General features: G+C 44.7%; 13 protein-coding genes. 12 read left to right on the plus strand and 1 reads right to left on the minus strand.

Features of this window, described 5'->3' with window-relative positions:
* Positions 1–59: 59 nt before the first annotated feature.
* The 5 genes from NBH06_RS12080 (at position 60) to NBH06_RS12100 (ending at position 5660) form a co-directional block, all read left to right on the plus strand.
* Positions 60–1250, plus strand: a complete 1191-nt coding sequence (locus NBH06_RS12080; RefSeq protein WP_250794560.1) for a metallophosphoesterase — start codon at positions 60–62, stop codon at positions 1248–1250.
* Entirely contained in the window at positions 1247–3376 is a 2130-nt protein-coding gene (locus NBH06_RS12085; protein WP_250794562.1) for a Tex family protein, read from the plus strand. Before NBH06_RS12080 ends, NBH06_RS12085 begins: the two co-directional genes overlap by 4 nt.
* Positions 3373–3753: a 2-amino-4-hydroxy-6-hydroxymethyldihydropteridine diphosphokinase gene (gene folK, locus NBH06_RS12090; protein WP_118687545.1), complete on the plus strand. Its 381-nt coding sequence runs from the start codon at positions 3373–3375 to the stop codon at positions 3751–3753. Before NBH06_RS12085 ends, folK begins: the two co-directional genes overlap by 4 nt.
* A 46-nt stretch (positions 3754–3799) precedes the next feature.
* Positions 3800–4558, plus strand: a complete 759-nt coding sequence (locus tag NBH06_RS12095; protein WP_118687544.1) for a nitroreductase family protein — start codon at positions 3800–3802, stop codon at positions 4556–4558.
* 124 nt (positions 4559–4682) lie between these two features.
* The gene (locus NBH06_RS12100) at positions 4683–5660 is read left to right on the plus strand and encodes a hypothetical protein (RefSeq protein WP_118687543.1); all 978 of its coding nucleotides are present in this window, start codon (positions 4683–4685) and stop codon (positions 5658–5660) included.
* Positions 5661–6230: 570 nt separating this feature from the next.
* Here NBH06_RS12100 and NBH06_RS12105 read toward each other — a convergent pair.
* Positions 6231–6881 (minus strand): HAD family hydrolase, encoded by a 651-nt coding sequence (locus NBH06_RS12105; RefSeq protein ID WP_250794564.1) that lies wholly within the window; start codon positions 6879–6881, stop codon positions 6231–6233.
* Between the two features lie 160 nt (positions 6882–7041).
* Here NBH06_RS12105 and NBH06_RS12110 point away from each other — a divergent pair, with 160 nt between their 5' ends.
* The 7 genes from NBH06_RS12110 to NBH06_RS12140 all read left to right on the plus strand — a co-directional run bounded on the left by NBH06_RS12110 (position 7042) and on the right by NBH06_RS12140 (position 15590).
* The gene (locus tag NBH06_RS12110) at positions 7042–7755 is read left to right on the plus strand and encodes an HAD family hydrolase (protein WP_250794566.1); all 714 of its coding nucleotides are present in this window, start codon (positions 7042–7044) and stop codon (positions 7753–7755) included.
* 308 nt (positions 7756–8063) lie between these two features.
* Complete coding sequence (locus NBH06_RS12115) at positions 8064–9740, plus strand: putative transporter (protein ID WP_008862280.1); 1677 nt, start codon at positions 8064–8066, stop codon at positions 9738–9740.
* 203 nt (positions 9741–9943) lie between these two features.
* Entirely contained in the window at positions 9944–11266 is a 1323-nt protein-coding gene (locus tag NBH06_RS12120; protein ID WP_021891988.1) for a TolC family protein, read from the plus strand.
* 25 nt (positions 11267–11291) lie between these two features.
* Positions 11292–12494: an efflux RND transporter periplasmic adaptor subunit gene (locus tag NBH06_RS12125; RefSeq protein ID WP_021891989.1), complete on the plus strand. Its 1203-nt coding sequence runs from the start codon at positions 11292–11294 to the stop codon at positions 12492–12494.
* 13 nt (positions 12495–12507) lie between these two features.
* A complete protein-coding gene (locus NBH06_RS12130; RefSeq protein WP_021891990.1) occupies positions 12508–13254 on the plus strand; it encodes an ABC transporter ATP-binding protein in 747 nt (248 codons plus the stop codon).
* An 11-nt stretch (positions 13255–13265) separates the two neighbouring features.
* The gene (locus NBH06_RS12135) at positions 13266–14486 is read left to right on the plus strand and encodes an ABC transporter permease (protein ID WP_008862289.1); all 1221 of its coding nucleotides are present in this window, start codon (positions 13266–13268) and stop codon (positions 14484–14486) included.
* A gap of 36 nt (positions 14487–14522) precedes the next feature.
* On the plus strand, positions 14523–15590 hold the full coding sequence (locus NBH06_RS12140) for a sensor histidine kinase (RefSeq protein ID WP_021891992.1): 1068 nt from the start codon (positions 14523–14525) through the stop codon (positions 15588–15590).
* Positions 15591–15602 lie beyond the last annotated feature (12 nt).

Raw genomic sequence — 15602 nt, forward strand, 5'->3', positions numbered from 1 at the left:
ACGATGAGTGTTTTCAACGCAACACTCATCGTTTCCTTCTCAACATTCGATAAAATTATATGCGGTTACCCCTTCTTCTCATTTTACTTCCACTGTTGGCTCTATCGGCCGATTTCTATATCTTTCGACGCAACTTTCGTCATAAATCTAAATGGATAAAAATTCTTTGGTGGGGCCTTTCCTTAGTCACTCTCCTTCTCGTGTGTATAGGGGTGACGGGGCTATTCGCTTTTCCGGGGAAGCTCGATATAAATATCTCCATGTGGATATTCTATATTTTCTTCTTGGTCTACATGCCCAAATGGTTTTACTCCATATTTTCTTTATTCGATTACGTCCCCCGTTTATGGAAAAGGAAGAAAGGGGAATGGGGTCACATGATCGGTACAGCATTAGCCCTATATGTCATCGGGTCCATGCTCTACGGCGCATTCTATGCCCGACAACACCCCATATATAATTACAGGACAATCTCTTTTCCCAATTTGCCGGAAGATTTCGACGGATACCGCATCGTCCAATTCTCCGACCTCCACCTCGAAACTTTGGGCTCCGCAGCCAATTACTTGCCCCGATGGATAAACCGCATTAATCAACTACACCCCGACCTTATCGTTTTTACGGGAGACCTCGTCAACCGCCGAGGAAACGAACTGCCTCCTTACATGAACGTACTTTCCCGTCTCTCCGCACCCGATGGAGTATATTCTATCTTGGGAAATCACGATTACGGCGACTATTTCCATTGGGAAAACCCCGAAGGAAAAGAACAAACACTCCGTTCGCTCATCGTCAACGAGGAAAAAATGGGTTGGACGATGTTGAACAATCGTTCGGTATTTCTTCACCGGGGAAACGACAGCATCGCCCTTATCGGTGTTGAAAATTGGGGACTTCCACCTTTCCCGCAATACGGGAAATTGGATCAGGCATATTCCTCGTTGAACGATTCGGTTTTCAAAATACTGCTCTCTCACAACCCGCTGCATTGGAAACACGAAGTTATTCCACACTCGAACATCGACCTCACTTTATCGGGACACACCCATGCCATGCAGCTGAAATTAGGCTGGAAAGAATTTGAATATTCTTTTGCCGAACCCCTGTATCCCGAATGGAGCGGTCTATATACCGCCCCCGATAAACACCAAATGTTATACGTCAATGAAGGTATCGGTTGTGTATTCCTTCCCATGCGAATCGGCGCCCGCCCCGAAATCACGATTATAACATTAAAGAAAGAATCATGAATACATCGATATACAAGCTCCTGTCACAATCTCTGGGTTTTGCCGAGAAACAAATCGAAAAAACAATCGAACTGCTCGACAGCGGAGCCACTATTCCTTTCATCAGCCGTTACCGCAAAGAGGCTACCGGTTCCCTCGACGAGGTACAAATAGGTAATATCAAGGAAGCATACGATAAACTATGCGAGACCGAAAAACGAAAAAAATTTATCATTTCGACAATCGAGGAACAAGGAAAGTTGTCGGAAGAGTTGAAACAACGCATAGATTCTTGTTGGGACATTACCGAGCTCGAAGATATATACCTACCCTATAAACCCCATAGAAGAACCCGTGCAGAGATAGCCCGGGAACACGGATTAGAGCCCCTCGCCAAAATCATCATGGCGCAAAAAAGCGAAAATATAAAAACGAGTGCCGCCCGATTCGTTACTCCCGAAATCCCCGACGAACAAACAGCGGTCGAAGGAGCTTGCGACATTATCGTCGAATGGGTCTCCGAGAACGAACGAGCCAGAAATACCATTCGGCGTTGTTTCGAGCACAGTGCTGTCGTCCATGCAAAAGTCATTAAAGGGAAAGAAACCGAAGGCGATAAATACCGCGATTACTTCGAATGGAGCGAACCGTTACGACGTTGTGCTTCCCATAAAATCTTAGCGGTGAGACGAGGAGAAAATGAAGGTATTCTCAGAGTTTCTATTACCCCCGACGACGATACAGCGATAGAACGGTTACAACAAATATTTATCAAAGGCTCAGGAGAAACGTCGAACCTTGTCGACAAAGCGATAAAAGATAGTTATAAAAGACTTCTGCGCCCTTCCATAGAAAGTGAATTCGCCGCCGCTTCAAAAGAAAAGGCAGACAACGAAGCTATCCGAATTTTTGCGGAAAACGTGCGACAATTACTTTTAGCGCCACCATTAGGACAAAAACGAGTATTAGCCATAGACCCGGGATTCCGGACCGGCTGTAAAGTAGTTTGTCTCGACGCTCCGGGAAATCTATTACACAACGAAACCATATACCCTCACCCGCCTCGTCAAGATTCGGCAGGAGCTGCACGCAAACTCACACAGCTGGTAGAAAGCTACAAAATCGAAGCTATCGCCATCGGAAACGGAACTGCCGGACGGGAAACGGAACAATTCGTCACACACCTCCGTTACGACCGCAAGATACAGGTCTTCGTCGTCAGCGAAAGCGGCGCATCTATCTATTCCGCCTCAAAAGTAGCTCGGGAAGAATTTCCCGAACACGATGTGACGGTGCGTGGTGCTGTATCTATCGGTCGCAGACTCATAGATCCGTTGGCCGAGTTAGTCAAAATCGACCCGAAATCTATCGGGGTAGGACAATATCAACACGATGTCGACCAAACCAAACTGAAAAAATCGCTCGACCGAACGATTGAGTTTTGTGTAAACTCCGTGGGGGTAAACGTAAACACTGCCAGCAAGCACCTGCTCACTTATATATCGGGATTAGGCCCTCAACTCGCTCAAAACATAGTCGATTATCGCAAAGAGAACGGAGACTTCGCCCGAAGAACCGACTTGCTCAAAGTACCCCGCATGGGAGCCAAAGCGTTCGAACAAGCCGCCGGGTTCCTTCGTATTCCCCATGCACAAAATCCGCTCGACAATTCTGCCGTCCACCCGGAACGATATCCCATCGTAGAAAAAATGGCGGACGATCTAAACTGCACCGTAAGCGATCTGATAGAAAACAAAGAGCTGAAAAAACAGCTCGACCTCAAAAACTACATATCCGGAGATGTGGGTATACCCACTTTATCCGACATCATCGCCGAACTCGACAAGCCCGGCCGGGACCCTCGCCGTTATATCGAAATGATGGAATTCGACGCCAAAGTCAAAACGATAGACGACTTACAAGAAGGAATGATTCTCAACGGTATAGTCACCAACATTACCCAATTCGGCTGTTTCGTCGACATCGGTATCAAAGAAAACGGATTGGTACATATCTCGCAAATGGCCGACCGATATATTTCCAATCCGGCCGAGATCGTCTCTATGCACCAACCGGTTAAAGTCCGTGTCATCGGTATCGACCGAGAACGGAAACGTATACAACTCTCCCTAAAAGATGTGTCATGAATACAGTTTTGATCAGCCTAGCCTCAAATACGCCCGACAAACTGCGACAAATGAATAACGCATTTGCCGAATTACAGGAAATGGGACTCGTTGCCGCATCTTCTTCTATTTATGAAACGGTAGCTTGCGGAAGCATAAAAAGCCCCAACTACCTCAATGCCGTAGTTAAAATATTCACCGATACTGATCATCAAGAACTATATGATGTCTTAAAAACGATGGAGAAGGCACACGGCCGTACCCCCGAATCGAAACTTTCCGGTAAAATTCCATTAGACATCGACATCGTTGTCTGGAACGGAGAAATAATCCGTCCTCAGGACTGGAAACAAGATTACTTCCAGACAGGACTTAAAGAACTGGAACAAATGACTTGAAAACCTTTCTATACACTTAATCGTTTAACTCAAAATACCATTCATTATGAAAACAATCGAAGAAACTTTACTGAACCGCACATCGGTCCGTCGCTACGAATACGATAAGATACCGTCCGAAACGCTCGATTTCATCTATCGAGCCATCGCGAATACCCCGACAAGTTACAACGGGCAACAATTCTCGGTAATAGCTATCGACGATCAATCCATTAAAGAAGAGCTCTACGCCATTACAAACCAAAAACAAATTAAAACTTGCGCCACTTTACTGGTATTCTGCGCCGACTATCATAAAATTGACATCTTGGCACAAAAAAAGGGAATCGACAATCCTCATTTCGAGAATACGCTCGACGGCGTTATGGTAGGAATCATCGATGCTGCCCTAGCTATGCAGAATGCGGTAGTAGCAGCCCAAGCCGCCGGACTCGGTAGCTGCTGCGTAGGTTATGCTCGTACAGCCAATCCGGAGAAAATAGCCGAAATTCTAAAATTACCCGAAGGTACGTTTGTCGTTTGTGCACTCACATTGGGCATACCCAGAGAATCACCCGACTTAAAGCCCAAACAACCGCTATCATTAGTCATACACCACAATCATTACCGTACCGACGACATGGCTCCCGAGCTCGAACAATACGACCGAACCATATCCGAATATAATCGCCACCGCAGCGGAACGACCTCCGAAAACGACTGGTGCGCCCATATTTTAGATTATTACCGGATAGCTTTGGGCTACGACATGGAAGGCTATTTGAACAAACAAGGGTTCAAACTCCCGTTCTCCGATAAGAAATAATAATATTATATATACTATAATAGGGGGAAAGAGAAAATCACAATCAGATTTTTATGTATATCTTTGAAGTCGATTACAATAAAACGGTTTCAAAGATATACGAATCATCAAACCCATACTTACTATGAAAACCAAAGCCATTCTCAGTTCCTTATTAGTCTGCATAGTAACGACATTATCTGCCCAAATCAATCTCAACGATTCTACGGTACAAGTTGTAGCCTATTGGTCGAAAGGTGACAGTTACGATTATCTGTACGATTATTACAAATACAACATACAGGGCAAAGACACCATATCGTGGGAAAGAACCATATCCAAGATAAATATCACGGTTATCGACTCTACCGAAAACAGCTATACGCTACAAGCCGTTTATGATACTCCCAACGCCATTCGCTCTGGTTCGGACAGTATAAGCCGAGAACTCACCTCTCGAATAAGCCGGACTTTCGGCAACGACACAGTCATCGTCGAGACAAACGAATTGGGCACGATAAAACGGCTTGTCAATTTCGACAAACTGAGGTCTCGTTACCTGAAAGCCGCCGAAATGACGGCCGAAGCATTAAGCGCCCAACAAGGTTCCGAAGCGCAAAAAGATTCCCTCTTCCGGTTTCTCAAATCCACCCTGTCCAAACAGATGGGCGACACGACCGTCGTAGTATCCACCGCACTCGAAGAACTATCCTTTCTACTCTACTATCACGGTTGTAAAATGGATTTTGACGAAGAATATCAAATCGAAGAAAATTTCCCATCTCTTCTCGGTGGTGCACCCTGTAAAGGTATGAGAACATTTTGGATCGATGAAGTCGATCCCGAAAACGGGTCCTTTCGCATAGCCAGCGACGCAATAGTAAATACCGACCAAGCCATAAAGCAATTTATAGAACTCATACAGAGCAATCTACCCGAAGAAGACAGGAGAAAACCGATTGACAGTTCTCAAATTCCGATTATTATGGCCCAAGATCAAAACGACACTTATATACACGCCGATACCGGTTGGCCTCTCGTCGTCTATTACACCCGAACGACACAAGTAGGCGAAAATAGAAGCGGAATAGAAATTTCTTTGGAAATAGATATCCCCGAATAATATATGACATATAACGAAAAAAACGGGCGGTTAAGCGACATGTTTACGCTTTTTGTCGATACTGTTTTGGTTCTTTATGAAATTTAGATATATTTGTATCACAATTAATTAATCGCCCCATGTAAATATTACAGACTATTTTTTTCGATTAACTATTCTATATATTTTGGTTATGTAACAATTCCGCTGTGAAGCGGGGTTGTTACTTTTTTATCGTTTCACAAAAGAATCCCCAATCTCACAAAATCGAAATATCGGTTCAGTAGAAAATCGGTGGAGGTAAACATGAATTTTAGCAAATGAGATGGGTTGCGTTCCTCCTTTGCCGTGTCCCGTAGACTTACGGGGAGTCGTGTAACAATATAGAGGAGAGGGGGTGGAAAGATTTCATAAACTTTTTAGCTATAAGAGTTAACCCTTCGGTCCGGCGGACACCGCCCCTATATGGCTAACAAAACACCTCGTAAGGCTACGGGACAAGGCAAAGGAGGAAGACGGGCTAAGATGTCTCTGCGAAATTTTTTTCCTCCCTACCTGCGAATATAAGAGTTAAAAGACAATCCCCACTAATTATAGACTGAGCCGGAGTATCTCGATGGGACTATCCACTAAATGACAAGCTCCGGCTTCAATCAATTCTTCACGGCTCCGAAATCCCCATGTTACACCGACCGATTCGACCCCGGCAGCCTTCGCGGTAAACATATCCACATCTGAATCTCCCACATACAGGGCTTTTTCCGCCTCAACCCCCGACTTATTTAGAATTTCATATACAATATCAGGAGCTGGCTTTACCGGAATACCGTCACGCTGTCCCAATACAGATACGAAATCGATTCCGGGGAAAAAATACTGTATTAACTTTTGGGTTCCTGCCTGATATTTATTCGACGCCACAGCTATTTTCACACCATGAGAATTTAAAACAGACAATAATTCCTCCACTTTATCGTAAGGGCGAGTATAATCGGTATTATGTACCGAGTAATATTCCAAAAAATAGCTCCTCACACGAGATACATTATCCGACGAACGACTCTCTTCCGGCAAAGCTCGCTCGAACAATTTAGTTATTCCGTTCCCTACAAAATGAAAATATTCCTCCTCCCTATGTTCTGGAAAACCGCAACGACGCAAAGCATAGTTCGTACTAATAACCAAATCGGCAATCGTGTTTAACAAAGTCCCGTCCAAATCAAAAATAACCAACTCTTTCATCTTCTTTTATTTTACAAAATACAAAGGTAGTGTAAAGCAAACGCAGAAACAATCAAAATTCACAAATCCGAAATTTAGGACAATTATATGCCCATTACGACCTTGTGAAGAATCACCTCCCGAAATAACTTTGCCCCCATCTTCAAGAAAAAATAAAACGATGGAAAAGAGACACGACATAAAAGGTATTCTATTCAATTTCTCAGGTACAATCGATACCGAGGGGAGTGATTGGTTCGACCTTATTTGGAAGGAATACAGGGAAATCGGAATACCTATAACCAAGAGTGACTATCTGGCCGCCCATGAATTTGCAGAAAAGGAAATATCCGAAAAAGGACTAATCGAACCCTGGTTTAATTTTTATTTTACCTTACATACCAAACTATCGCTTCAAATCAAATCCCTTATTTCAAAAGGATTATTATCCGACAATCGATGTACTCAAAAGTATGCCCAACAACTGGCCACGATTTGTTATAACATGGCGATCATGTATGTAAGACAAAACGAAAAAACACTCGAAAACTTGGTAAAGCAGTACCGTTTGGGAATCGTCGCTCAATCATACGGAAACCTACCGGCTGTTTTGGTAGATTTCGGATTGGCCTCCTACTTCACCGATGTCATTGAATCCAGCATGGTGAACCTGAGCAAACCCGATAAAGAAATATTCCGGTTATCGGTCAATGCATTACATATTGAGCCGGAAGAAACTCTATGCGTCAGCAATTCTCTAAACAGCGACTTATTGCCGGCAAAAGACATCGGCTGCAAAACAGCATGGCTCTGCCAACGAACAGTTCCCCAAGCTAAAAGAGTTTCGAACTACCACATAGCCTCTTTAAAAGAATTGAATAATCTACTATCCTAAAACTATAATAGTATACGCCGAAGATTATAACAGACTTGTTATTACGGCGCATTCTATTACATGAAGACAAATCTAACTGAAATATTCCGGAAACTGTGCGGGAGCATGGTCGAGGAAGGCTCTTAGCATAAAAAGTGTATTGACTTGATGGAAAGCCACAGACGTGATGTCTGAGGCTTTTTTCGTTTCATACGCCAATAAATCGAACCGGCTCTCAAAATGCACAAACAAAATCTTCCTTTAAAGGATTGTTTATACAGATTATTGCTACCTTTGCAAAAAAATTAAAAAAATACTATTTATCTGCAATGGATTGGATTCAAAATCTATTATTCAATGACGCCTCGGTAGCCCACACCGTTATCTTGTATGCATTTGTCATCGCATTGGGTGTAGCCTTAGGAAAGATGAAATTCTTCGGCATTTCATTAGGAGTCACATTTGTACTTTTCGTCGGCTTGATTGCCGGGCACTTCGGTTTTTCCGCCGAAAAAAATATACTCCATTTCGTACAGGAGTTCGGGCTGATTCTATTCATTTATTCCATTGGACTGCAAGTAGGACCGAGTTTTTTCTCCTCCTTTAAAAAAGGAGGACTAACCCTAAATATGCTGGCCGTCGGTATCGTCATACTCAACATAGCGGTCGCTCTCACCCTCTACTTTATACATCAGGGAGAAATAAGTATGCCCATGATGGTAGGTATTCTTTCGGGGGCTGTTACGAACACACCGGGATTAGGAGCGGCGCAACAAACGCTTTCACAGCTCAAATTCGACGGGTCCATTTCCGAGGTTCCAGAAATCGCTCTCGGATATGCGGCCGCCTATCCGTTGGGAGTAATCGGAATCATCGCCTCCATGCTGGTTATCCGGGCGATTTTCAAAGTTAAAATGGAAAAAGAAAGTCGACAAATCGAAGAAGAAAACCAATCGAGCCAGCTCGTCCCGCATGTCGTTACTTATAAAGTAGAAAACAAACTTATCTTTGGCAGGACTCTCGACGATTTGACCAAACTCATCGATCGTAATTTTGTAGTATCGCGTATTAAACATAACGACGAAGTAATCATACCCAACTCAGATACGACACTCCAAGAAGGAGACTTGCTCCTCGTTGTCCTCTCTTTACATGACGAAAGCGCATTGGAAGCATTTATAGGTCGCCCCGTCGAAATGAACTGGGAAGCTATTCCTGCCCCTGTGGTTTCTCGTCGAATACTGGTTACCCGCCCCGAATTCAACGGACGCAAGATCGGAAGCCTACGTCTCAGAATGGGATACCGGTTGAATGCGACCCGTGTAAACCGAGCCGGTCTCGATCTACTGGCCAATCCTAATCTGGAATTACAGATAGGAGACCGTCTTACCGTTGTAGGACGAATCGAAGACATCAATCGTCTGGCCGAGAAACTCGGTAACTCTACGAAACGCCTCCATGAGCCCAACATGGTAACGCTATTCGTAGGCATATTCCTCGGTATCATATTGGGAAGCATTCCTCTCGCCATTCCGGGAATGAGTGTTCCCATGAAGTTGGGATTAGCCGGGGGGCCGTTGGTCGTCGCAATTCTCTTGGGCCGTTTCGGTCATAAAATTCACCTCGTCACTTACACTTCGACCGGAGCCAGTCTCATGCTACGGGAAATAGGTATCTGTCTTTTCTTAGCCAGTGTAGGTATATCGGCAGGAGGCGAATTCGTCAACACGATTATGTCCGGCGGACTCATTTGGGTATGGTGGGGTTTTCTCATCACCGTGATTCCACTCCTCATCATCGGAATTATTGCCCGGGCACACTACAAGATCAACTATTGCTCTATCATGGGATTACTTTCAGGAGCATGTACCGATCCCCCCGCCCTCGCCTATGGCAACAAGGTATCGGGGAACGATGCCCCATCGGTAGCCTACTCGACAGTTTACCCCCTCGCCATGTTCCTGCGGGTGCTTTCGGCTCAACTGCTCATTTTGCTTTTCTATTAAAGTTATAAATAACAAATATTTAGAGAGGAAAATTCCAGTCGGAATTTTCCTCTTCCTTTTTACAAAAATAAAAACATAGAATACTTTTACCCGTTTATCGATAAAAGAAGATACTTTATCCCCAAAAAAAGGGACTCTTTCTATTACTTTTTTTTCACCGCCGGCTAAATGTTAAATTTGAATCGAAATTTAACGTATCGAAGATGAAAAAATTAATAATATCCACCGGAGTCCCCCTGCTTCTATGCAGTACCGCTTTATGGGCACAAGAAAAAACACCCTCTACTTGGACATTACAAGACTGTTTCGAATACGCCCGTGACCACAGCATCACCCTGCAACAAAACCAGCTGTCCGTAGAAGAAAGCGAGGTTAACACCAAAGAGGCAAAAGCTCAACTTTTTCCTTCGTTCGACTTCTCGACCTCCCATAATTACAACAACTATCCGATGGCCGACGGCAGCCGGTCGGGCAAAAACGTCTATACGGGAACCTACGGAATCGACGCATCATGGACAATTTTCGATGGGAAACGGCGAAACACGATTAAAGCCAACCGAATACAAGAGAAGCAACAACAATACGCATTCAAAGAGACACTCGATAATTTGCAAATAGAAATCCTCACCGACTACCTCCAAATACTCTATGCCGAGGAAGCCGTGAACATTTGCAAACAGACCGTAGAAGTTTCCCTTCGCCAAGTAGAACGATCTCGCGAATTACTGGCTGCCGGCTCTATTTCCAAAAGCGATTTGGCCCAGCTCGAAGCCCAATACAGTAACGACAAATACCAATTAGTCACCGCTGAAGCCAATCGAGACCAATTAAAACTCGAACTAAAACAATTACTCGAGCTCGACATCAATCAAGAGATGAATCTGGCAACTCCCGAAATCGACGAAAGCAAAGTTCTCGTTCCCCTACCCGATAAAAGCACGGTCTATACTACGGCGTTAGGATTCGTCCCCTCCATACAGAGCGGTAAATTAGAACTCGAAGTAGCCGAACTGAATATAGCGAATGCCAAAGCCGGCTACTACCCCAATCTATCCTTGAATGCCGGTATAGGCAGCGGACACAATACAGGGAACAACGGGAGTTTCGGGACTCAAATGAAACAAGGATTCAACGAATCGGTCGGGCTGACACTATCCGTCCCTATATATAGCCGTCGCTCTAACAAATCGGCTGTCGAACGGGCAAAAATTCAACAAAAAATCAGCCAATTGGATCTTAAAAATCAAGAAAAGGATTTGCTGAACCAAATAGAAAACGCATGGCTCGACGCTTCGTCCGCCCAATCGAAATACCTTGCGGCAAAAGAACAGCTCAACGCCACAAAGACCTCCTACGAACTCACCGAAGAACAATTCTACCTCGGTATGAAAAATACGGTCGAGATGCTCACGGCGAAAAACAACTGGCTGTCGGCTCAACAAGAAGAACTGCAATCCCGTTTCATGGCTTTGCTCAATTTGAAACTACTCGACTATTACGAAAACAAACCTCTTACCCTCGACTAACTCGAATATAAACTGTCATCGAAATATGAAATCAAAAAAAATCATCATCGCTACCGTATCGACCATTGTCGCCATCGCCATACTCTGGTTCTGTTTCGGCGGGAAGTCGAAGAGCGCGAACTATGTTATCGAAACGGCTCAGGCTGTACGGGGAGATGTCTCGGAAGCCGTCACGGCAACCGGGACAATCGAGCCAGTCACACAAGTCGAAGTCGGGACACAAGTATCGGGTATCATCGACAAACTGTATGCCGACTACAACTCCATCGTAACCAAAGGACAACTCATCGCCGAAATGGATAAAGTCACTTTGCAAAGCGAACTCACCTCCCAGCAGGCCACGTACGACGGAGCAAAAGCCGAATATGAATATCAAGAAAAAAACTTTTTCAGAAACAAGGCCCTGCACGAGAAACAACTCATCAGCGACACCGAATACGAAGAGTCGAAATACAACTACGCAAAAGCTAAAAGCACCTTCGAAAGCAGCGAGGCAAATCTGGCTAAGGCTAAACGAAATTTAGCTTATGCCACTATTACTTCGCCTATTGACGGCGTAGTCATCAGTCGGGCGGTCGAAGAAGGACAAACCGTAGCTGCCGGATTCGAAACGCCGACCCTCTTTACCATTGCTGCCGACCTGACCCAAATGCAGGTTATAGCCGATGTCGATGAAGCCGATATTGGCGGGGTGCAAGAGGGGCAAAGAGTCATATTCACCGTCGACGCTTACCCCAACGACACGTTTGAGGGAACAGTCACACAAGTGCGCTTAGAGGCCACGGAAGAAAGCAATGTAGTCACTTACGAAGTGGTTATCTCTGCCCATAATCCCGATTTGAAATTAAAACCGGGATTAACCGCCAACATCACCATTTACACCGCCGAACGCCGCAATGTCGTGAATATACCGCTCAAAGCCCTTCGATTCGTTCCCGATCCGCCATCGGGCAAAAAACGCCACGAACCGGAAGATTTGCCTCAACAAGAAATATCCGGAAACGACAGCTTGAAAATCGTCTGGGTACAAGACGGGCAAGAATGGAAACCTCGTAAGGTCGTCGTAGGCATGGACAATAGCGTAAACGTCGAAATTTGCTCCGGGTTGGAAGCCGGTGAAACCGTAGCCATAGACCGCAAAAGTAATATAAACGCTACCAATCGACAATCATCGGAAGAGAAAGAAGAAAGCCCGTTCATGCCCAAACCGCCGGGAAAAAAGAAATAATCAGGAAACCGACATGACAACGAACGAAATCATTCGATTAGAAAACATAAGACGCAATTTTATCGTAGGGAGTGAAACCGTACATGCTCTGCGAGGCGTCAATTTCACCATAAATTCCGGTGAGTTCGTAACCATTATGGGAACCAGCGGCTCGGGAAAATCCACTCTGCTCAATATACTCGGTTGCCTCGACACTCCCACATCGGGAGAGTATTACCTCGATGGTATTTCGGTTCGGAGTATGGGTAAGAACGAACGGTCGATTTTGCGAAATCGGAAAATCGGGTTCGTATTTCAATCCTACAACTTGTTACCCAAAACGACAGCCCTCGAAAACGTGGAATTACCCCTCATGTACAACTCCTCCATCTCGGCCAAAGAAAGGCACGAACTGGCATCGAAAGCTCTTGATGCCGTTGGACTGTCCGAGCGCAAAAATCATAAATCCAACCAAATGTCGGGAGGGCAACAACAGCGGGTAGCGATAGCTCGCGCATTGGTTAACGACCCTGTAATCATTCTTGCCGACGAAGCCACAGGAAATCTCGACACCCGGACTTCATTCGAAATTTTGGTTCTCTTTCAGGAACTGCATGCCCGGGGACGTACCATTATCTTTGTGACCCACAATCCTGAATTATCGGCATACAGTAGCCGAAACATCGTATTACGGGACGGGAAAGTAATCTCCGATATACGGAACGAAAAACAAGCATCGGCTTTGGAAATGCTGCAAAAACTACCGGTGGAAACCGACTAAGGAATAATATTATGAATCTGACCAATCTGACTAAAATAGCTCTAAAAGCGCTCAATAACAATAAGCTACGTTGCTTCCTCACCATGTTGGGTATCATCATCGGCGTAGCATCCGTCATCACGATGCTGGCCATCGGGCAAGGTTCGAAACGAAGCATACGAGAACAAATCTCAGAAATGGGTTCAAACATGATCATGATACACCCCGGCAACATGGAAAGAGGAGGTGTAAGGCAAGACGCATCGTCTATGCAAACACTCAAATTAAACGATTATAAATCCATCTCCGAACAAGCTGAATACGTGTCGGCTTGTTCCCCCTCGGTAAACAGCAGCGGACAATTCATATATGGAGCGAACAACTATCCCAGTACGATATACGGTATTACCGAAGATTATCTGGATATTCGTAAAATTTCTTTGGAAGAGGGAAGCATGTTCACTCCACAAGACGTCATCACTTCTGCCAAAGTCTGTTTAATCGGGAAAACCATTACCGACAATCTCTTCCCCAATGGAGAAAGCCCGATCGGAAAAGTAATCCGGTTCAATAAAATTCCACTTAAAGTCATAGGTACTCTCACGCCCAAAGGATACAACAGCATGGGTATGGACCAAGACGATATGGTACTCGCACCGTATACTACGGTACAGAAACGCATTCTCGCCATTACCTACTTGCAAGGTATCTACTGTTCGGCATTGTCGGAAGAACTTACCCCTCAGGCAACCGAAGAAATCAGCGAGATTCTACGGAAAAACCATAAAATAAAAGAAGGAGAAGATGATGATTTCGAAATACGTTCACAAGAAGAACTAAGTTCCATGTTAAGCTCGACAACCGACATGATGACAATCTTGCTCGCCTGCATTGCAGGTATATCGTTATTAGTCGGAGGTATCGGAATCATGAATATCATGTATGTCTCCGTAACGGAACGCACTCGGGAAATAGGGTTGCGCATGTCCATCGGAGCCAGGGGTATCGATATCCTCGCCCAATTTCTTATCGAAGCCGTTCTCATCAGCGTTACCGGCGGCATTATCGGGGTCGTCTTCGGAGTAGGTGCATCGGTAATCGTCAACGTCCTGTTCAAATGGCCTGTCTACGTACAAGCCTATTCGGTCATACTTTCTTTCTTCGTTTGTACGATAACCGGGATATTCTTCGGTTGGTATCCGGCTCGTAAAGCCGCTAATCTCGATCCCATCGAAGCGATTCGCTACGAATAATTTCACTTTTACCTTTCGAATGAATATATTTGTACAATGGCATCCGATAAGCTACATCTAAGTAAAAAATGGAATACCGTCTTTATACATCTGGCGGCATGGAGTATCTTGTTTATTTTTCCACTCTTGTTTATCGAACGATTCGGGAACATCAACCGAATGCACAATTTCAGCCTGATAAAATTTTATATCCAACCGATTTGCATAGCCTGTATTTTTTACATCAACTACTTATGGCTCATCGATAAAGTCCTGTTTCGTAAAAAAACCATACGATTCATTCTCTACAATTTATTACTGGTAGTCATGGCCAATATAGCTATCTATTTGGTACACCGCATGGTCATTCCCGAAAGCATTCTGCATCAAAGACCCACTCCCATTCCCCCTCCTCGCCCAGGGTTCATGCAATGGCAAGATTCCATTACACTGGTTCTGGTCGTTGGGCTGAGTGCCGCTATAAAAGTCACTCAAAAATGGATCACAACCGAAAAAGAACGTAAGCAGTTGGAACAGGAACGTACCGAAGCAGAATTGAAAAATTTGAAAAATCAACTCAATCCTCATTTTCTATTCAATACGCTCAACAATATCTACTCGCTTATCGCTATCAGTCCCGAACGGGCCCAAAGCGCAGTTCTTGAACTGAGCAAGTTGTTGCGTTACGTCCTCTACGAAAATACACAGCCCTATGTTCCTATGGAAAAAGAACTGGAATTCAACCATAACTACATCGAGCTCATGCGATTGAGGCTCGCCCGCCACGTCCAAGTAGATGTAAATATTCCTACCGGCTTGTGTCGAGGGTATAAAATAGCACCGTTGCTTTTCATCACACTCATCGAGAATGCTTTCAAACACGGGACCAGCGCATCTACCCGATCTTTCGTAAAAATCAATATGTCCGAACCTTCACCGGGAGTTATCGAATGCGATATAGAAAACAGCAGCTTCCCGAAAAATGAAACCGACAAGAGCGGTTCGGGTATCGGACTAAAAAATCTATCCCGACAACTCGAACTTCTATACCCGGGAAAATATAATCTGCATGCCGAGAGCGATTCGCACATCTACCGCTCCATGTTGACTATCGACCTGAATTAAATAAACACTGCG

This window comes from Barnesiella sp. B2-R-119, from assembly GCF_023656675.1.
GTDB classification, from domain to species: Bacteria; Bacteroidota; Bacteroidia; order Bacteroidales; family Barnesiellaceae; genus Barnesiella; species Barnesiella intestinihominis.